Genomic DNA, 18353 nt, shown 5'->3' with positions numbered 1-18353 from the left:
TCGCGATGAGCCTGCTCGACCGTGTCACTCCTGCTGCCCGCACCGAATCGGATGGACGATCCGTCGGACGCGGCGCGCCGCCGTACGCGCTCGCGTTCGGTTACGGCGTGCTCGCTCCGGTGGCTTTCGCCCTGCTGTTGTTCGCGCCGGTGCTGGCGTCCTGGACGCTCGACCCGCGCACCTCGACGCAGTGGGCCGACGCTCTGGCGATCACCGCCTCCGGGGTCGGGCTGACGCTGCGCGGCTCGATCTCAGTGCCGCACAACGAGATCGAGGGCCTGCACTTCGCGCCGATGTTGCTGACCGCCCTGCTTCTGTTGCTCACCCGGTTCGCCTACCGACCCGTCCAGAGCGCTCTGGACGACGCGGACGCGGCCGGCGAGGAGCAACAGCGCACCCCGCTGGCGTTTCTTGCTGGCTTCGTGATCTCCTGCCTGGGCGTCACCGCCGTGTCGCTGTCCGGATCGGCTCCGGTGAAGTGGTGGAGCGTCCTGCCCGGAGCGATTCTGATAGCGCTTGCCGCGGTGATCTGGTCGATCCGGCGCGACGGCACGGGGGTGGAATTACCGTGGGCAGCGAAGCTCGCCGAGCGGCTGCACCTCAACGTCCGACGCTCGCTGCGTCCGGCGATCGAAGGAGTCGGCGTCCTGTTGACCGCGGGCGCCATGGTGACGTTCGTGCTGGTGATGACGCGGCTCGACCGGGTCGGCAAGGTCGCGGCGCTGCTCGATGTGCACGGCAGCGGGATCGCGTTGCTGTGGTTCGCGCAAGTGCTGGCGCTGCCGAACCTGATCCTGTTCGCGACCGGTTGGCTGACCGGCGCGCCGGTCGTGCTCGGTATGGGTGAGTTGAGCACCTCGTCGGCGACGGCCACCGTGCTGCCGAGCATCCCGGTGCTCGGCGCGTTGCCCGAACCCGGTGCCTTTCCGGGAGTCTTCCGGCTTGCCCTGCTGATCCCGGTACTGGCCGGCGCCTTCATCGGTTGGCGCGCCACGTGGTCTATGCCCGTGCTGACCCACCTGGGTCGCAAGCTGCAGGTGGCATCGTCTGCGGCGGGCCTGGGCGCGTTGGTGGTGTCGATCCTGTTGTGGTGGAGCCGCGCCGGGATGAACCCGGGCCAACTCGACCTCATCGGGCCGGCCATGATCTCGGCGCTCTGGGTTGCGGGGGAGTTGCTGGTCGGTGCTGTGATCGCAGCCGCAGCGGTGCACTACCGGCGCCGCCTGCGCTGAGGTGAAGGCCGGTCAGCGGCCGATCCGGGGCACCTTCGGTGCGTCGATCTCCACGGGTACGACACTGTCGAATACCTCGATCTGCCCGGCCGGGCGGATCCTGCGACCGCCCGGCCGGCTGACGAGGCTGCGGGCGAGTTCGTAAGGGTCGCCGTCGCGTTGCGTATGCAGCCAACGGTCGGCCTGCTCGCGCAGCACCTCCAGGCACCGGGTTCGCAGGAAGTCCAGTTCGTGCTCGACGGCTTCGGTCGCGCTCCTGCCGGTGACGGTGCCTTCGTCCGCCTTGGCCCCGACGAGATGCTCGGAGATCGAATGAGTCGGCAACGCCCGGGGATGAACCAGCGACGAACCGGTGTCGAGGCTGCGCGGCATCGTCTCGTCGAGGTAGTCGGGTTCCTCGCTGATGGTCTGACGACGTTCCAGCGCCTCGGCGTAGTCCAGCAATGCACGCTCTGCGGTGTCGAGGGTCGCGGTGAGTTCGAGCAATCGGGTCGACAGATGAGCACTCGAGCGGACGAACGTCGCGAGTTCGTCGGCCGGTAGCTGGGTGACGACCGAGGCGGCAGCTGACAGGACGTTCACGCGCTGGCGGGTCAGCGGAGTCGTCTGATCGGCGAACCGCTTCGCGATCGCGCGGATCTGCGCCGGGTCGTCCAACGTCGGTGGAGTTGTCACTGGGCGCCCTCTTCGTGCGTGGCGGCCTGGGCGTGGACGAACTCGCTGAGTTGAGCAATGCCGTCGGCGATCCCGTCGGCCGTCCCGGCGGCGACCGCAAGACCTCGCGCGACCAGCGTGGACAACTCGTCGTCGACGATCTGGTCGGTCGGGACGGTGAATGTCTCGGCGACCGAGCGAATCACCGACTCCGAATGCTCGAGAACGACCGCCTGGGCACGCAACTCGCGTGGATCGGCGTCGAGAGCCGCGTCGCGATCGATCATGTGTCCCTTCCAACCGTTGTCTCGCCCGGCTGTCGGGGGCGATTGCGTCGTTCCTTCGAGGGTACGAAACGCTGTGGCCCGGTGGGGGTTTCAGCCGCTGTCGGTGCTGCCGATGCGCACGCGACGTCCCTCGACCCGGAAGCCCTCACGTGCCATGCGCCCGACGTACTCGACCAGCTGAGGGCGTTCGGCCTGCTTGATCCGCTCGGTGAGGGTGTCAACATCGTCGTCGTCCTCGACCGGCACCACACACTGCGCCACGATCGCGCCGGTGTCGATCCCTTCATCCACGACGAAGAGCGTCGCACCGGTCACCTTGACGCCGTACTCGAGGGCGTCGGCCGGCCCATGAATTCCGGGGAAGCTCGGCAACAGCGCGTTGTGGCTGTTGAGATAGCGGCCGCCGAACCTCGACAGGAACGCCGGCCCCACGAGCTTCAGGAAGCCCGCGGACACGACCAGATCGGGGGAGTACTCGGCCACTTTCGCCCCGAGCGCGTCGTCCCACGCCTGCCGGGACTCGAAGTCCTTGGTGCGCAGGACGAAGGCGGGGACGCCGGCGCGCTCGGCACGTTCCAGTCCGAGTACGTCCGGACGGTCGGAACCCACGGCCACGATCTCGACGCCGTACGAGTCGTCCGCGGACGCGTCCAGCAGGGCTTGGAGCAGCGAGCCGGAACCGGACAGGAGGACGACCACGCGGGCGGGGGAATTCACGCAGGCGAGGTTACCGCTCGGGTCGTCACGCCCCCTCGGTACGCTGGGCGCACACGACTGGCGCAGGTGGGTGACCACCAGGGAGTGACTGGATCGTGGATCGATCGCCTGGGTCCACATCGCATGCAAGCGACTGTTCAGGAGTGTCATGTCCGTCGATCAACGTGCGATCAAGCGCGCTCTCGTCTCCGTGTACGACAAGACCGGGCTGGAGGATCTGGCCCGCGGTCTGCACGAGGCCGGTGTGGAACTCGTCTCGACCGGGGGCTCGGCCGCCCTCATCGAGAAGCTCGGTCTGCCGGTCACCAAGGTCGAGGACCTCACCGGCTTCCCCGAATGCCTCGACGGACGCGTGAAGACGCTGCACCCGCGGGTGCACGCCGGCATCCTGGCGGACACGCGCAAGCCCGAGCACGTCACGCAGTTGGGCGAGCTGGGGGTCGAGCCGTTCGACCTGGTGGTCAGCAACCTGTACCCGTTCACCCAGACCGTCGCCTCCGGTGCCTCACCCGACGAGTGCGTCGAGCAGATCGACATCGGCGGCCCCTCGATGGTGCGTGCCGCAGCCAAGAACCACCCGAGCGTCGCGATCGTCACCGACCCGGCGTCGTACGACGCGGTGCTGGAGGCGGTCCGCGCCGGTGGGTTCACGCTCGAGCAGCGCAAGCGTCTGGCAGCGGAGGCCTTCGTGCACACCGCTACCTATGACGTCCATGTGGCGTCCTGGATGGGCAACGTGCTCACCGACACCTGCGACGGCGACGGCTACCCGGCGTGGATCGGTGCCACCTGGACCAAGTCACAGACGCTGCGTTACGGAGAGAACCCTCACCAGTCGGCAGCGTTGTACGACAACGGTTTCCAGCCCGGCGGCCCCGGCCTGGCGCAGGGTGAACTGCTGCACGGCAAGCCGATGAGTTTCAACAACTACACCGACGCCGACGCCGCGCACCGGGCCGCGTACGACCAGGGCGACGAACCGACCGTCGCGATCATCAAGCACGCCAACCCGTGCGGGATCGCCGTCGGCTCCGACATCGCGGACGCGCACCGCAAGGCGCACGCGTGCGACCCGGTGTCGGCGTTCGGCGGTGTCATCGCAGCGAACCGGACGGTGACCCGCGAGATGGCCGAGACGGTCAAGGACATCTTCACCGAGGTCGTCATCGCGCCCGATTTCGAGTCCGAGGCGCTGGAGGTGCTGCAGGGCAAGAAGAACATCCGCCTGCTCAAGGTCGCGCCCCGACGCATGGGCGGCGACATGCGACACATCTTCGGCGGCATGTTGCTGCAGGACGGCGACGCGCTGGACGCCGAGGTCACGGACGAGTCCGGGACAGTGATCGGGGGCGACGAGGTCGACAACTGGCGCCTGGTCGCCGGCAACGCGGCCGACGAGGCGACGCTCGCCGATCTGCGCTTCGCCTGGCGAGCTGTGCGTGCGGTGAAGTCGAACGCGATCCTGCTCGCCAAGGACGGTGCGTCCGTCGGCGTCGGGATGGGCCAGGTCAACCGGGTCGACTCCTCCCACCTCGCGGTCTCACGCGCGGGTGAAGAGCGAGCTCGGGGCGCCGTCGCCTCGTCCGACGCGTTCTTCCCGTTCGCCGACGGACTCCAAGTGCTGATCGACGCCGGTGTGAAAGCCGTTGTCGCACCTGGTGGTTCGATGCGCGACCAGGAAGTGATCGACGCCGCGAACGCCGCCGGTGTGACGATGTACTTCACCGGCACGCGCCACTTCGCGCACTGAGCCTGACGATCATCGAGCAGAAGTCGCGGACGTATCGAGCAGGGTCCGCGACTTCTGCTGTTCTCGAGCGGGGTCCGCGGCGGGTGCGACACGGTCTGCCTACTGACCCGCATCGCATGCGGATGAAGTATCGGAACACAATGGATCTCGATGTCCACCAATACTGAAGTCCATTCTCCGCGCGTCCAGTTCCTGGCGCTCGCCGGCGCGTTCTCCTCCGGCGCGATGCTCGCTGTCCAGTCACGCTTGAACGGCGTCGTCAGCGAACACAGCGGACGCCCGCTGATGGCGGCGTTGTGGAGCTTCGGCTCCGGACTCGTCGTGTTGACCATCGCTGTGCTGGTGATTGCGTCGGTGCGGCGAGGCGTCCGGCGGATGATCGAGGCGCTGCGAGCCGGCCGGCTGAAGTGGTGGCAGTGCATCGGTGGGTTCTTCGGCGGGCTGTTGGTGGCCGTGCAGGCGTGGTCGGTGCCGATCGTCGGTGTCGCAATCTTCAGCGTGGCCGTTGTCGGCGGGCAGACCCTGAACGGACTGCTCGTCGACCGGCTCGGACTCGGACCGGCGGGAGTGCATGCGGTGACCGGTGTCCGGTTGCTCGCCGCGATCGTGGCTGTCGTGGGAGTCGTGGTCGCTTCGACCACCGCAGGGGCGGGGGAGTTCTCCCTGTTACCCGCGGTCGCTGCGTTCCTGGTGGGAGCCGGTATGGCGGTCCAGCAGGCGGTCAACGGACGCGTGTCGGTCGCGAACAAGAGTCCGATGGCGACGACCTGGCAGAACTTCTTCGTCGGCACCGTCACGCTGCTCGTCGTGAGCCTCGTCGTGCTGCTGACGTCCGGGACACACGATTGGACGCTGTCGAGCGACGTGCCGCCCTGGGCACTGACCGGCGGACTGATCGGGATCGTCTTCATCGCGATCACGTCGTGGGCGGTACGGATCACCGGCGTGTTGGTCTTCGGCCTGCTCGCCGTCGCCGGTCAGCTGTTGACGGCCGTCGGCCTTGATCTGATCGATCCTGCGGCCCGAGACCGCATCGGTGCGCAACTGTTGATCGGACTGCTGATCACATTGGTCGCGGCCGTGGGGGCAGGTCTTGCCCGCAATCGCTGAAGGCTGTTGCACCTGCACGAGAGCTTCTTCCCGCAGGCGGGCGCCTCGCCCACCACGGCGACCGCCGATTGTCAGTAGTCGGCGAACCTCGAACCGTGCCACCTGGCAGGATGGGTGACCGTGACCGCAATCGTGATGGACGGCAAGGCGACTCTGCGAGCGATCAAGGACGAACTGCGCACCCGCGTCGCCGTTCTCGCCGAGAAAGGTGTGACTCCCGGTCTCGGCACAGTCCTCGTCGGGGACGACCCCGCGTCGCACTGGTACGTGGGTGCCAAGCACAAGGACTGCGAATCGATCGGCATCCGCGGGTTGCGCCATGACCTTCCCGCGTCGGCCACGCAGGCCGAGGTGGAAGCGGTCATCGACGAACTCAACGCGGACGACGCGTGCACCGGGTTCCTCGTCCAGCAGCCCACCGGCCTCGACGAATTCGCCCTGTTGTCAAGGGTTTCCCCTGAGAAGGACATCGACGGTCTGCACCCGGTGAACCTCGGCAAGCTGGTGCTCGGCAAGGACGGCCCGCTGCCCTGCACTCCGCTCGGCGCGATCGAACTCCTGCGGCGCTACCAGGTGCCGATCGACGGAGCGAACGTGGTCGTGGTCGGACGCGGGCTGACCGTGGGCCGCCCGCTTGGCCTGCTGCTGACCCGCCGCTCGGAGAACGCGACAACCACGTTGTGCCACACCGGGACTCGTGCCCTTGCCGACCACGTCCGCGAAGCCGACATCGTCATCGCTGCGGCCGGAGTGCCCGACCTCATCACCAAGGACATGGTCAAGCCAGGTGCAGCCGTCATGGACGTCGGCGTGAGCCGCCGCGACGGCAAGATCGCCGGCGACGTGGCGAAGGACGTCGCCGAGGTCGCCGGGTGGATCACCCCCAACCCGGGCGGGGTCGGCCCGATGACCCGCGCGATGTTGCTGAGCAATCTGGTCACGATCGCCGAACAGAAGGTGGCGTGAGGCGTCCGCCGCTCGGTCCGGCGTGGTATTTGCTGGCCGCCGGCGCCATGTGCTCCATCGCCGTCCTGGTGCTCGGCGACGTGCGCACGGGCGGTTATCTGCTGGCGGCGACCGCGGCCGGGGGAGCTCTGCTGCGCCTGGCGTTGCCGGAGCGGCTCGCGGGCGGCATCGTCGTCCGTCGCCGAGGCACCGATGTCCTGTTGTACGGACTGCTCGCCGTCGCACTCGCGACGGTGTTCTCACTCGTCCGGCTCTGATTCTTCCGGCACGGCGAAGGGCCCCGGAACCTGCACCGGTCCGGGAGCCCTGCGCCAGTGCGTACTGCTACGGCTTTACGAAGACCGGATCTTCTGCTGCGCGGCCTTCGGCGACGGGCTACTTACCGGGTCTTTATGTACTGCCCTCCCTCGGGGTGGGACGACGATGCCCCACGACCGAGTGGTCGTGGGGCCGCGCGCGAGTGAGACTCAGATGAGGCCGAGCTTCTCCACCGCGGCGCGCTCGTCCTGCAAGCGCTTGGCGGACGCCAGGATGCGCTCCTTGCTGAAGTCGTTCAGTTCCAGACCCTGGACGATCTCGTACTTGCCGTTCTTCACGCGGCACGGGAAGGAGGAGATGATGCCTTCCGGCACGTCGTACGAGCCGTCGGTCGGGACGGACATCGAGACGATCTGGTCGGTGCCGAGCATCCAGTCGCGCATGTGGTCGATGGTCGCCGAGGCAGCCGATGCGGCGGACGATGCACCGCGCGCCTTGATGATCGCCCCACCGCGGGTGGCGACGGTCGGGATGTACTCGTCCTTGATCCAGGACTCGTCGACCAGGTCGGCCGCGACCTTGCCGCCGACCTTGGTGTTGTAAAGGTCCGGGTACATCGAGTCGTCGTGGTTGCCCCAGATCGCGAGATCCTTGATCTCGTCGACCGCAACCTCGAGCTTCTTGGCGAGCATCGCCTTCGCACGGTTGTGGTCGAGACGGGTGAGCGCGTTGAACCGCTCGGCCGGGATGTCGGGGGCGTTCTCCTTGGCGATGAGCGCGTTGGTGTTCGCCGGGTTACCGGTGACCAGGATCTTGACGTCGTCGGCGGCGACCTTGTTCAGCGCGGCGCCCTGGCCGGTGAAGATCTTGCCGTTGGCGGAGAGCAGGTCGGAGCGGTCCATACCCTCCTTGCGCGGCATGGCGCCGACCAGCAGGGCCGCGTTGGCGCCGTCGAACATCTTCTCGGCGTCGTCGCCGATCTCGACGGAGTGCAGCAGCGGGAACGCGCAGTCGTCCAGTTCCATGACGACGCCCTCGAGCGCCTTCAGCGCAGGGGTGACTTCGAGCAACTGCAATTGAACCGGGGTGTCCGGGCCGAGCAGGGCTCCGCTGGCGATGCGGAAAAGAAGGCTGTAACCGATCTGGCCGGCGGCGCCGGTGACGGCTACCTTGACAGGCTGGGTGCTCACGTAAATCCCCTCAGGACGTCTACGGGTGGGTACGGGTCGAAAGTATCAGCGGTCGGTGCGTGACGCCCCGGCAGCCATGAGATATGGGAATTGTGTGACCAGTGCGGCGAAGGCGGCATACTGTCCGAGGAATTCCACCTGATCGAAGGGACCTCCCGTGCGCCGAAGCCTGTGGCCGTTCGCCCTCGGGCTGCTGCTGATCCTCGACGTCGCACTCGTCGCCTGGGCGATGCGTCCGGGGGAGCGGACGGCGAGCGAGGACCCGTCGCCGTCGACTTCCACGTCGGTGACCTCGTCGACGACAAGTTCGAGAGCGCCTGCGGCGCAAGCCGATCGGGTCATCGTGGTTCCCGTGAATGCACAGTCCGCGTGGCGACTGGTGACCGGTTCGAACTGCGAGGGCTCGGTGGTGATCACTCGTAGCCAGAACGCCGGGGCGAACTGGGCGAACGGCCCTCGGGTGCCCCTGCGCTCTGTCTCGTCGGGCGCCATCAACGAAGCGGGCAACCCCGTGCTGACCGGGCTGGACGCCTCCTGCAAGCCGGCGACGGTCGAACTCACCGAGCGTGAGGCGAAGGTCACCAAGACTGCTCCCGCCTGGGCCGTCGAGCCCACGGCGATGACGACTCTGCTGCGCGAGGGCAAGGCGACCGCGAAGGCGTGCGCCACCGGGCGTATCCACGACCTGGCGACCGACTCGAACGACCGCGCGAACGTGTTGTGCGACGGCGGTCTCGTCCGCCGCACCGTGGACGCCGGCAGGACGTGGACGAATGTCGGCACGGTGAAGACTGCAACCGGTATCTCCACGGCGAGCGCGGTGCAGGGCAACCGGTTGTACGTCGCGTCCCGTCAGGCCTGCGGCATCCGCGTCGCGGCGATCGCGGACGAAGCACGCGGCACGGCGTCGGAGTGTGTCAGCGGGACGTCAGCGGTGAAGTCGGCCGACATCGCGATCTGGGGTCGCAGCATCTGGGGTGCGGACGCGTCCAAGGGGTGGGTCAGTTCGACGTCAGAACCGGCTGCAGCGGCGGCGGCCACCGCGACCAGCACGTCCAGTAGTGGGTCGAGCACCGAGTCGTCCTCCACTTCGCAGGAGTCGTCCTCGAGTTCGCAGGAGTCGCAGTCGAGTTCGGCGCCGGAGTCGACTTCGTCCAGCACGCAGCCGCAGTGGACCCCAAGCAGTACTCAGCCGCAGTGGACTGCGTCGTCGACCCGTCCGCGTTGGACGCCGACCAGCACGCAGTCGCAGTGGACCCCGCCGCCGTCGACCACCGAGACGGTTCCCACGCAGACGGTTCCCACGGAACCGACCGCCGAGCCGACCAGCACGGAGGGCAACGCCGGCGCAGGTGGCGTTCAGTCGTCCGGATCCCTGGTGACCGACCCGGTCAGCACCGCCGAGAACCCGACCGGCCAGTAGGACACGGGTTCGTCCTGCGCCTTGTGCGCGGGCTAGCCTGTTCGAAGCGAACAACGCTGTACCGTCACGAGTTTCAGGAGCCTGCAACCGCATGGAGAAGATCAAGGTCAAGAACCCCATCGTCGAACTCGACGGTGACGAGATGACGCGCATCATCTGGGCGTTCATCAAGGACCGCCTGATCCACCCGTACCTCGATCTCGATCTGAAGTACTACGACCTGGGTATGGAGTCGCGCGACGCGACCGACGACCAGATCACCGTCGACGCAGCGAACGCGATCAAGCAGTACGGCGTCGGCGTCAAGTGCGCGACGATCACCCCGGACGAGGCCCGCGTCGAGGAGTTCGGCCTCAAGGAGATGTGGAAGAGCCCCAACGGCACGATCCGCAACATCCTCGGCGGCGTGATCTTCCGCGAGCCGATCATCATCAGCAACATCCCGCGTCTGGTGCCGGGCTGGACCAAGCCGATCATCATCGGCCGTCACGCGCACGGTGACCAGTACAAGGCGCAGAACTTCAAGGTGCCCGGCAAGGGCAAGGTGACGATCACCTACACCCCGGCCGACGGCAGCGAGCCGATGGAGCTCGAGGTCGCCGAGTTCGGTGAAGACGGGGGCGTCGCGATGGGTATGTACAACTACAACAAGTCCATCGAGGACTTCGCCCGCGCGTCGTTCAACTACGGCCTGCAGCGCGAGGTGCCGGTCTACCTGTCGACCAAGAACACCATCCTCAAGGCGTACGACGGCGCGTTCAAGGACATCTTCCAGCGCATCTTCGACACCGAGTTCAAGGAGAAGTTCGACGAGCTCGGCCTCACCTACGAGCACCGCCTGATCGATGACATGGTGGCGGCAGCGCTGAAGTGGGAGGGCGGTTACGTCTGGGCCTGCAAGAACTACGACGGTGACGTGCAGTCCGACATCGTGGCGCAGGGCTTCGGCTCACTGGGCCTGATGACCTCGGTGCTCATGACCCCCGACGGCAAGACGGTGGAAGCCGAGGCCGCGCACGGCACGGTCACCCGCCACTACCGTCAGCACCAGCAGGGAAAGGCGACCTCGACCAACCCGATCGCGTCGATTTTCGCCTGGACGCGTGGCATCGCCAAGCGTGGCGAGCTCGACGAGACGCCCGAGGTGACCAAGTTCGCCGAGACGCTCGAGCGCGTCTGCATCGAGACGGTCGAGGAAGGCAAGATGACCAAGGACCTCGCGCTGCTCGTGGGTAAGGACCAGGCGTTCCTCACTACCGAGGAGTTCCTCGCCGCGATCGACGAGAACCTGCAGAAGGCGATGAGCGCAGCCTGAGTTCTGCCTCGAGTTCCACCTCGCACGAGCCCGATCCCACCGCGGTGGGTCGGGCTCGTTCGCGTTTTGTGCCATGTGCCTTCGACATTCCTAGAATCCGGTTACGCTGACCGCGATGACGAACGGGGGCGACGAGCTGCAGGAGCAGGTGGATCGGCAAGTGCTGGTCACGCTTACGCACGGCTACGTGCAATTGCTCGCCGACGAATGCGGCGTCGACCTGCTGCACCTCAAAGGCCGGGCGGTCGACGAACAGTTGTGGCAGCGATCCGCGTCCGGCGCGCCCGGGCCGCGCCACAGCCTCGACGTCGACGTGCTGGTGCGGCCTGCTCATGTTGACCGGTTCGTGGCCGCGCTGCTGGCGCACGACTGGCACAAGGTCACCGGGTTCGTCGAGGGCTCTGCGTTCGCCCACGCGATGAACCTGCGCCACCGCTTCCTCGGCAATGTCGACCTGCACCGGTGGTGGCCCGGGTTCGGGCTGAGTGCCGACGAGGCGTTCGACCGGCTCTGGAACGACCACCTCAGCTCGCGCGAGATCGCGAACGTGCGCTGCACCGTCCCCGACGTCGCGATGCAGCGGCTGGTGCTGCTGCTGCATGCGGGCCGCACCGGCGGCGTGCGGCACATCGATTACGACGCGTGCTGGCGCACGGCGTCCGAGGAGCAACGCGTCGAGGTGCGGAGGCTGGCAGAGGAATTCGACGCGCAGGTCGCGTTCGCTGCCGCGATCGGCGAGCTCGAGGGGCACCGTGGCGAGCCGGAGTATCTGCTGTGGCGCCACTTCTCTCGCGGCTCGCAGAACAGGTGGGACGAGTGGGCCGGACGGTGGCGGGCCGCGCGCGGGCTGCGCGGCAAGGCGCTGGTCCTGCGCGGATTCGTGTCGATCAACCCCGACTTGATGCGCGAACGGATCGGGCGCGAACCACGTACCGGCGACTATGTCGCAGAGTATGGGCTGCGGATGCGTTCGGCGGCGGTCGATGTCGCGCGGAGCGTGCGCAGGCGCCGGACGAAGCGAGGTGGGCGCTGATGTGGCGCATACCCGCAGGGCTGGCGTGGTGCTTGTCGGATGACGAGGTGAGCACTTTCGTGACGTCCGTCGAGCTCGGCTGCGTTGTGGTGTTGTCCGACGCGGCGGGCATGATTTGGCGAACCGCTGACCGTGCCACCAGTATGGATGAGATCATCAGCCGTCTGGGGGCGGACCTCGGTCTCGAACAAGCAGTGATCGCATCCGACGTCGAATTGTGCATAACCGAGCTGGTGGAGGTCGGGTTGCTGAAGAACGAGGGGGACACCCGATGACAATCGTGGACCTGGTGCGAATTCTGCGCCGAAACCTGCTGTGGATCGTGCTCGGCGCGCTGCTGGGCGTCACGCTCGCGGGTGCCTACCTGGCCACCCGTCCGACCGTCTACACCGCGCAGGCCACCGGCGTGGTCGTGGCCGGCGATTCGCTCTCGGTGGGCGACACGATCAGCGCCAACTCGGTGACCGTGCAACGTGCGGGTATGTATGCGCGCCTGGCCAACACCAGTCAGGTCGCCGCCCAGTCGTCGAAGATCCTGCAGCAGCAGGGCATGGCCGGTGTACGCGGCGGTGTCTCAGCCTCGCCCGGCGACGGTTCGACGCCCTTCATCAATGTGACGGCCACGAGCAACACCGCCAAGGGTGCGCAGGCGCTGGCGAATGCGACCCTGCTGGGCATCCGCTCCGAGGGTCTGCGACTGGAGACCTTCGGTAAGACACAGGGCAAGCAAACCAGCGACGCCGAACTCGAGCGGCTGACGAACATCCACGTGCTCACCTACGCACCGGCGGGTTTGCCCGCCTCCCCGTCCAAGCCCAACCTCGTGCGCAACCTGGTGGCTGGTGCGCTGCTGGGTGCGATCATCGCGGGCGCTCTGTCGATAATACGCCGCGCGTTCGATGCGAAGGTGCGGACCCAGCAGGATGTTGAGACGCTCACCGGCAAGTCAGCGCTGGCGATCGTGCCCGACTCGAAGTCGTTGCGGCGCACCGGAAAACCGACCGTGGTCGGTGGCCCCGCGGGCGAGGCCATCCGGCAGCTACGCACCAACCTGCGCTTCGTGAGCGTCGATGAACCGCCGCGGTCGATCGTGGTCACCTCGCCGACACCGGGCGACGGTAAGTCGACGATCGCGGCCCACCTGGCCCAGTTGATGGCGGTGGCCGGCGAGTCTGTCGTGCTCATCGACTGCGACTTGCGTCTACCGACCCAGGGCGACCAGTTCGGGGTCGACGGCAGCGTCGGACTCACCCAGGTGGTGGCCGGCGAGCTGTCGGTCGACGACGTGCTGCTCGACAGCGGCGTGCCCGGGCTGAAGCTGTTGCCGGCTGGACGCACCCCGCCGAACCCGTCGGAGTTGCTCGGTTCGCGCACCATGCGGGCCCTTGTCGACCAGCTCAGCCAGAACCACATTGTGATCCTCGATGCGCCGCCGGCGCTCGCGGTCACCGACGCCGCGCTGGTCGGTTCGCTGGCGGACGGCGTGATCATCGTGACCCGCATGGGCGCAACCCACAAGGCGCAACTTGAGCAGTGCGCCAAGCTGCTCACCCAGGCCAACGCCACGCTGCTCGGCGTCGTCCTGAACCGCGCGTCCTTGAAGACGATGGGCGACGTGATGTACGGCTACGGCTATGGGTACGGCTCCTACGGCAACCATGAGAAGTACCAGCGGTACTACGGACAGGAGATCGAAGGTCCCGAGGACGCAGCTTCGACCCGGCGCGGACATCGCAAGAGCAGGTCGCTCAGGGCCGGTGTCCGCTGACATGACCGTCCGGACGGTCACGCCCACTCCGCTGCGGCGGAAGACGCGTCGATGACTTCAGGCATCGCCGAGCGTCGGCTGAGCCACGAACCGCACCGGCCGCGGCACATCGCCCAGTGGGCCGAGGACGTCCGCGATTACTGGTCGCAGGTGCGGGTCGCCGACTTCCTGTGCGGGGCGCTGCTGGTGTTCGCCGGATTCGTGAGCCCCCTGCCGGTGCCGTCGGGCGTGTTGGTTTCGTCCATCATCTGCCTCTGGGCGATCTGCGTGCGAGCGCAGTGGACCATCAGCTGGGGCGGCGCCATGATGGGCATCGGCGTCGTGATGCTCGGCTATCTCACCTATGTCTCGGTGGTCAACGGCATGCCGTGGGGGCAGCGCATCACCAAGTTCGCGTTGCTGCTGGGTCTGGCTGCGGCGTTCGCGCAGCGCCGCATCGACGTGCGCTCGTTCATCGTCGGCACGATGACGATGTCGGTGATCAACGTGGCGATGTTCTACGCGGGTCTCACGCCGAACCGGTACCCGCCCTACCTCACCGGCTTCTACGACGACAAGAACGTCGCGGGGATGTACTACGCGCTGTTCGGACTGCTCGGATTGCTGGTGACCCGCGGCCGATGGTGGAGTGCCGGTTGGATCGCCTTCTCCGCGCTCGCCGTCTTCCTGACCGGTTCACGCACGTCGATCTCTGCCTTCCTGCTGGCCCTGGCGTGGTTGGCGCTGCGCAACCGGGTGGCGCCCACCGTCCGGTTGGTGCTCGCCGCGGCCGGCGTCTGGACATTGATATTCGCCGAGAACACTCTGGCGCGCATCGGCATATTCGCCGATCGCAGCGGCACCGACCTGTTCCGCACCCAGATCGAACACGCGATGGCCGACAAGGTGGCATTGACGCCTTGGTACGGCGGAGGGCTCAACGAGGGTTTCGTCATGCTCGGTGGCGTCCGCCGCATGTGGTTCCACGACTCCTACCTGCAGGCATTTGCCGAGGGCGGGTGGATCTTCCTCGGCGTCACGATCCTCGCCTTCGTCGTGATCGGACTAGGGTTGTTCAGCCCTCGGTTGAGGGTCTCTCGTGAGCTGCTCATCGCCGAGGCCGGCATCGTCACTGTTCTGGTGTGCGCGTGGAAGCTCGGCGAGGTGTTCATGACCCCCGCTGGTTTCATCGCGCTCGGGCTGGCGATAGGCGCCCGATTCGGTGAGCCCCGCACCAAGCTAGAGCAGAGGCGACCGGCATGACTCGCACTGCAATCGTCACCGGGGCGTCTGGATTCATCGGCACCCACCTCGTGCGCGCGCTCGTCGGCGAGGGGTGGTCGGTAATTGCGGTGAAGCGGCCGACCGCTCAGATTGCCACCGAACTGGTCGGCCGGGTGAGGCAGGTGTCGGCCGAACTGTCCGATTACGGCGATCTGGATTCAGTCGTCGGACCGGCTCCGGAGGGCGTCCTGTTCCACCTAGCATGGGACGGTCTCATGGGCGCGGCCTTCAAGGACCACACGGGCCAATTGCTTAACGCAGCTAGGTCGGTTGACGCGGTCGCGGCCGCGGCCCGAATGGGATGCCGCAGGTTCGTGATGGTGGGCAGTATGAACGAGTACGAGATCCTCGGCCTCGGCGAGAAGGTTGGTGTCGCGCCGCGATGGGCAAACACCTACGCCGCGAGCAAGTTGGCGGCCGAGCACATCGGGAAGACTGTCGCTCACCACCAGGGCATCGAGTTCGTCACGGCCCGCCTGGCGATGGCATACGGGCCTGGCAACTACTCGATGATGTTGCCGAATGTCGTTCTTTCCCAGCTGCTTTCGGGCAAGACGCCACAACTGGTCGCCGGTGATGGGCCGTATGACCTGGTGTACAGCGATGAGATTGTGGGAGCACTTCTCGCACTGGCCGAACGCGGGGTCGACCAACGCCACTATTACGTCGGCCATGAGAAGACCCGCACGTTCCGTGAGCTCATCACAGAGATTCGTGACATCGTCGCGCCCGGAGCTGACCTGAACTTCGGTGCCTATCCGGAGGACAATGCGATCGACTATTCCTTGATCGACCGCGAGGCCCTGCGCGCCGATACTGGCTACTCGTGCTCCGCCGACTTCCGTGAGAGCATCGCGCAAACGGCCCGATGGGTGCGGGCAGAGTTGCTGAAGGAATCACATGGCTGACGGCGTGTCAGTGGTCGTCCCGCACTACGGCGATCCTCAGCCCACCGAGGTTCTCATCCAGGCGCTGCGGCATCAGGTCGGCGATGTGCCGATGCAGATCGTCGTCAGTGACGACGCCTCCCCGAGGCCTTTCCCTGCGGGCGATGGCTACGAGGTCGTGCGCAGAGACCGCAACGGTGGCTTCGGGTCCGCTGTAAACACCGGAGCGGGGGTGGCTCGCTACGACTTGCTCCTCATCCTCAACAGCGACGTCGAGATCGGCGAGTCTTTCATTCGTGACCTGGTCGAGGGAGCCAGACCGTGGCTGCCCGCCGTCGTGTCGACCAGGGTGGTCCAACCCGAGTACGACCTCATGGTCGGACGCAAGTGGCCGCGTACCACCCATCAACTTGTGGAGGCGCTCGACCCGCTCGCGAGATTCCATGGCACCGACACTCTGAACCGACTGATCGGCAACGACGTCGTCGCCGCCCGCACGAACGGGCCGGCGATCGTCGATTGGGCAGTCGGAGTGTGTTTGCTGTTGCCTCTGGAGGATTTCCGGTCAGTGGGCGGCTTCGACGAAGCGTTCTTCATGAATGCGGAGGAGATCGATTTGCAGCGCCGACTGCACGGTGAGCGAGGGCTGCCGGTCGTCGTGCTAGACCAGCCAGTCATTCACCACCAGGGCGGAGGGTCATCGGATCCAGCGCGCCGAGCGACCTGGCTGATCGATTCACGGATGAAGTACCACACGAAGTGGCTGCGGCCCGCACCGTTGCGGTTCGGCTTGCGCGCGGTTTATGTCGTCAACCTCGCTTGGGCGACCGCCCGTCGAATGGGCGGGCGTCCAGTGACGCCTTGGCGCATCTTTCGCGAGCAGAATGCTCGCCTCGACCACGCGTGGAGGACCCGTTGAGAGAGATTGCGAGGCTGCTGGTCGAAAAGCGTGCCGGCGTGCGCTACCGCAGAGCCCAATTCGTGATGCCCTTGTTGCGTCTAGCATTCGCCCACATCGGCCAGGGCACCGTCATCGTCGCATCCAAGACGTTGACAGGGGTGGATCGCATTCACCTCGGCGACGGGATCATCATACGAGATGGTGCATGGCTCGCTGCCGAAGGTGCGGGGGCTCGGTTGGCGGTGGGTGACGACACCTACATCGGTCATGCATGTCACTTGCACTCCATAGACCCGGTGAGCCTCGGTAAACGTTGTGTTCTCGCGGACAATGTGATGGTGACGTCGTCGGACCATGGCCGCGACGATCGGCGTGCCGTCCAAGGCACCGGGCCGGTCGTGATCGGGGACGATGTCTTCCTCGGTCAGAACGTCGTAGTGCTCGGAGGAGTGACCATCGGCTCGGGGGCGACAGTCGCCGCAGGCGCCGTGGTCGTGCGCGATGTTCCCGCTGGCGCCGTCGTGGGTGGCGTGCCGGCGAAGTTGATCGGAACACCGCGATGAGTCCCAAACTTCTGTTGATCTCGCCCGGCTTCCACGGCTATCACCGATCGGTTGCGCGAGCCTTCGAAACCCTGAACTATCAGGTGAAGACTTTCTGTTACGACGTCGCCAGGTCGAACGGCGAGCGGGCGTGGAACAAGGTGCGCCACGAATTGCCGGCGGTCCTTGCCGGTGGTGACGGACACATGTCCGCTGAGCAAGCGTCCGGGCGAGCGCTCGCTGTTGTTCGGCAATTTCGCCCTGACGTCGTGCTCGTGGTTCGAGGCGATGTCCTGAGTGAGGATTTCTGGGCGGAGGCGGCGTCCGGGTCGTCCGTAGGCGTGTGGATGTACGACGAGATCCGACGCACGAAGTTCGATGCCGACCTCGTCGCGAAATACGCATCGATCGCCACCTATAGTGCGCTTGACGCAAAAGCGCTGCAGGACAACAGCATTGACGCACTGCACGTCCATCTCGGATTCGACGACAGTCGCCCTACCTCCGGCTACGCCGGGGCGGCAGGTCTCGTGTCGTTCGTCGGTGCTCCGTCGCCTCGACGTGCCGCCGCCCTGCGAGCCTTGACCGCCGCGGGAATTGCGGTGCGTGCCTGGGGCAGGGGATGGTCGGATCATCCGTTCGACCGTGCACGAACATGGCGCGCCAAGGGGGTCGGCCTGCCCAACGGTCGCGATGTGACGAGCGAGGTTGCGCAGGCAATCATGCGTTCGTCGAGCGCAACCTTGAACATCCATGGTGATCAGGACGGCTTCACCATGCGCACCTTCGAGGCCGCCGGAGTGGGCGCAGTGCAGTTGATCGACAGGCTCGATGTCGGCGAGGTGTACCTGCCGGGCGAGGAGGTGCTCGTGTTCGACGGTGAGGACGACCTAGTGCAGACAGCTCGCCGCGTGGTCGCCCGACCTCAGGATTTCGTTCTGCTGCGGGAACGCGCCCGTGCCCGCACGCTTGCCGAGCACACCTTCACCCATCGGGCCCGGGAGTTGGAGCGGTTGTGGCGGTGACGTGCAGAGAACTGCTGCGTCATCTGCCGATC

The 18353-nt window shown here is 66.6% G+C and carries 19 protein-coding genes and 1 riboswitch; of the genes, 15 read left to right on the top strand and 4 right to left on the bottom strand.

The features are described 5' to 3' along the window. Nucleotides 1-5: 5 nt before the first annotated feature. Nucleotides 6-1232, top strand: a complete 1227-nt coding sequence (locus ACYU8W_RS05660; RefSeq protein ID WP_499467369.1) for a cell division protein PerM — start codon at nucleotides 6-8, stop codon at nucleotides 1230-1232. 12 nt (nucleotides 1233-1244) lie between these two features. On the opposite strand, the gene ACYU8W_RS05655 is transcribed toward ACYU8W_RS05660, so the two are convergent. The 3 genes from ACYU8W_RS05655 to purN form a co-directional block, all read right to left on the bottom strand. Then, nucleotides 1245-1907 carry a hypothetical protein gene (locus tag ACYU8W_RS05655; RefSeq protein WP_499467367.1) on the bottom strand — a complete coding sequence of 221 codons (663 nt, stop codon included), beginning with the start codon at nucleotides 1905-1907 and terminating at the stop codon, nucleotides 1245-1247. Continuing rightward, entirely contained in the window at nucleotides 1904-2173 is a 270-nt protein-coding gene (locus ACYU8W_RS05650) for a hypothetical protein (protein ID WP_499467365.1), read from the bottom strand. The genes ACYU8W_RS05655 and ACYU8W_RS05650 overlap by 4 nt, the downstream gene beginning before the upstream one ends. A gap of 90 nt (nucleotides 2174-2263) precedes the next feature. Continuing rightward, entirely contained in the window at nucleotides 2264-2890 is a 627-nt protein-coding gene (purN, locus tag ACYU8W_RS05645) for a phosphoribosylglycinamide formyltransferase (protein WP_499467364.1), read from the bottom strand. A gap of 43 nt (nucleotides 2891-2933) precedes the next feature. Next, a riboswitch (ZMP/ZTP riboswitch) is annotated at nucleotides 2934-3011 on the top strand. Between the two features lie 27 nt (nucleotides 3012-3038). Between purN and purH the strand changes: the two genes are divergently transcribed. From purH to ACYU8W_RS05625, 4 genes are all read left to right on the top strand, one after another. Beyond that, a complete protein-coding gene (purH, locus tag ACYU8W_RS05640) occupies nucleotides 3039-4640 on the top strand; it encodes a bifunctional phosphoribosylaminoimidazolecarboxamide formyltransferase/IMP cyclohydrolase (protein WP_499467362.1) in 1602 nt (533 codons plus the stop codon). Between the two features lie 150 nt (nucleotides 4641-4790). After that, complete coding sequence (locus ACYU8W_RS05635; protein ID WP_499467360.1) at nucleotides 4791-5750, top strand: DMT family transporter; 960 nt, start codon at nucleotides 4791-4793, stop codon at nucleotides 5748-5750. A 120-nt stretch (nucleotides 5751-5870) separates the two neighbouring features. Continuing rightward, nucleotides 5871-6716, top strand: coding sequence for a bifunctional methylenetetrahydrofolate dehydrogenase/methenyltetrahydrofolate cyclohydrolase (locus tag ACYU8W_RS05630; protein ID WP_499467358.1), 846 nt, complete (start codon nucleotides 5871-5873; stop codon nucleotides 6714-6716). Next, entirely contained in the window at nucleotides 6713-6973 is a 261-nt protein-coding gene (locus ACYU8W_RS05625) for a DUF3017 domain-containing protein (RefSeq protein ID WP_499467357.1), read from the top strand. Before ACYU8W_RS05630 ends, ACYU8W_RS05625 begins: the two co-directional genes overlap by 4 nt. A 210-nt stretch (nucleotides 6974-7183) precedes the next feature. Here ACYU8W_RS05625 and ACYU8W_RS05620 read toward each other — a convergent pair whose 3' ends face one another. Continuing rightward, nucleotides 7184-8164, bottom strand: coding sequence for a malate dehydrogenase (locus ACYU8W_RS05620; protein ID WP_499467356.1), 981 nt, complete (start codon nucleotides 8162-8164; stop codon nucleotides 7184-7186). Between the two features lie 157 nt (nucleotides 8165-8321). On the opposite strand from ACYU8W_RS05620, the gene ACYU8W_RS05615 reads away from it, so the two are divergent. From ACYU8W_RS05615 to ACYU8W_RS05570, 10 genes are all read left to right on the top strand, one after another. After that, nucleotides 8322-9587 (top strand): beta propeller repeat protein, encoded by a 1266-nt coding sequence (locus tag ACYU8W_RS05615; RefSeq protein WP_499467355.1) that lies wholly within the window; start codon nucleotides 8322-8324, stop codon nucleotides 9585-9587. Nucleotides 9588-9678: 91 nt separating this feature from the next. Beyond that, nucleotides 9679-10902, top strand: coding sequence for an NADP-dependent isocitrate dehydrogenase (locus ACYU8W_RS05610; protein WP_499467353.1), 1224 nt, complete (start codon nucleotides 9679-9681; stop codon nucleotides 10900-10902). Nucleotides 10903-11017: 115 nt separating this feature from the next. Then, complete coding sequence (locus tag ACYU8W_RS05605) at nucleotides 11018-11935, top strand: nucleotidyltransferase family protein (protein WP_499467351.1); 918 nt, start codon at nucleotides 11018-11020, stop codon at nucleotides 11933-11935. A 59-nt stretch (nucleotides 11936-11994) separates the two neighbouring features. Then, entirely contained in the window at nucleotides 11995-12210 is a 216-nt protein-coding gene (locus ACYU8W_RS05600; RefSeq protein ID WP_499467349.1) for a PqqD family protein, read from the top strand. Next, entirely contained in the window at nucleotides 12207-13703 is a 1497-nt protein-coding gene (locus tag ACYU8W_RS05595) for a tyrosine-protein kinase domain-containing protein (protein WP_499467347.1), read from the top strand. Before ACYU8W_RS05600 ends, ACYU8W_RS05595 begins: the two co-directional genes overlap by 4 nt. A gap of 51 nt (nucleotides 13704-13754) precedes the next feature. Continuing rightward, entirely contained in the window at nucleotides 13755-14945 is a 1191-nt protein-coding gene (locus ACYU8W_RS05590; protein ID WP_499467345.1) for an O-antigen ligase family protein, read from the top strand. Next, nucleotides 14942-15874 carry an NAD-dependent epimerase/dehydratase family protein gene (locus ACYU8W_RS05585; protein WP_499467343.1) on the top strand — a complete coding sequence of 311 codons (933 nt, stop codon included), beginning with the start codon at nucleotides 14942-14944 and terminating at the stop codon, nucleotides 15872-15874. Before ACYU8W_RS05590 ends, ACYU8W_RS05585 begins: the two co-directional genes overlap by 4 nt. Next, entirely contained in the window at nucleotides 15867-16772 is a 906-nt protein-coding gene (locus ACYU8W_RS05580) for a glycosyltransferase family 2 protein (protein WP_499467341.1), read from the top strand. Before ACYU8W_RS05585 ends, ACYU8W_RS05580 begins: the two co-directional genes overlap by 8 nt. Next, nucleotides 16769-17317, top strand: coding sequence for an acyltransferase (locus ACYU8W_RS05575; RefSeq protein ID WP_499467339.1), 549 nt, complete (start codon nucleotides 16769-16771; stop codon nucleotides 17315-17317). Before ACYU8W_RS05580 ends, ACYU8W_RS05575 begins: the two co-directional genes overlap by 4 nt. Further along, a complete protein-coding gene (locus tag ACYU8W_RS05570; RefSeq protein ID WP_499467337.1) occupies nucleotides 17314-18321 on the top strand; it encodes a glycosyltransferase family protein in 1008 nt (335 codons plus the stop codon). Before ACYU8W_RS05575 ends, ACYU8W_RS05570 begins: the two co-directional genes overlap by 4 nt. The last annotated feature ends 32 nt before the right edge of the window (nucleotides 18322-18353 follow it).

The sequence above is a fragment of the Yimella radicis genome (genome assembly GCF_054778255.1).
Note: the sequence above shows the minus strand (reverse complement) of the source record. Positions and strands in the feature narration are given on the sequence as shown.

Excerpts from the sequence above, each read along its gene's own strand:
- ACYU8W_RS05660 (WP_499467369.1), top strand. The coding sequence starts at position 6 with ATGAGCCTGCTCGACCGTGTCACTCCTGCTGCCCGCACCGAATCGGAT.
- ACYU8W_RS05650 (WP_499467365.1), bottom strand. The coding sequence starts at position 2,173 with ATGATCGATCGCGACGCGGCTCTCGACGCCGATCCACGCGAGTTGCGT.
- purH (WP_499467362.1), top strand. The coding sequence starts at position 3,039 with ATGTCCGTCGATCAACGTGCGATCAAGCGCGCTCTCGTCTCCGTGTAC.
- ACYU8W_RS05635 (WP_499467360.1), top strand. The coding sequence starts at position 4,791 with ATGTCCACCAATACTGAAGTCCATTCTCCGCGCGTCCAGTTCCTGGCG.
- ACYU8W_RS05610 (WP_499467353.1), top strand. The coding sequence starts at position 9,679 with ATGGAGAAGATCAAGGTCAAGAACCCCATCGTCGAACTCGACGGTGAC.
- ACYU8W_RS05605 (WP_499467351.1), top strand. The coding sequence starts at position 11,018 with ATGACGAACGGGGGCGACGAGCTGCAGGAGCAGGTGGATCGGCAAGTG.
- ACYU8W_RS05595 (WP_499467347.1), top strand. The coding sequence starts at position 12,207 with ATGACAATCGTGGACCTGGTGCGAATTCTGCGCCGAAACCTGCTGTGG.
- ACYU8W_RS05590 (WP_499467345.1), top strand. The coding sequence starts at position 13,755 with ATGACTTCAGGCATCGCCGAGCGTCGGCTGAGCCACGAACCGCACCGG.
- ACYU8W_RS05585 (WP_499467343.1), top strand. The coding sequence starts at position 14,942 with ATGACTCGCACTGCAATCGTCACCGGGGCGTCTGGATTCATCGGCACC.
- ACYU8W_RS05580 (WP_499467341.1), top strand. The coding sequence starts at position 15,867 with ATGGCTGACGGCGTGTCAGTGGTCGTCCCGCACTACGGCGATCCTCAG.
- ACYU8W_RS05570 (WP_499467337.1), top strand. The coding sequence starts at position 17,314 with ATGAGTCCCAAACTTCTGTTGATCTCGCCCGGCTTCCACGGCTATCAC.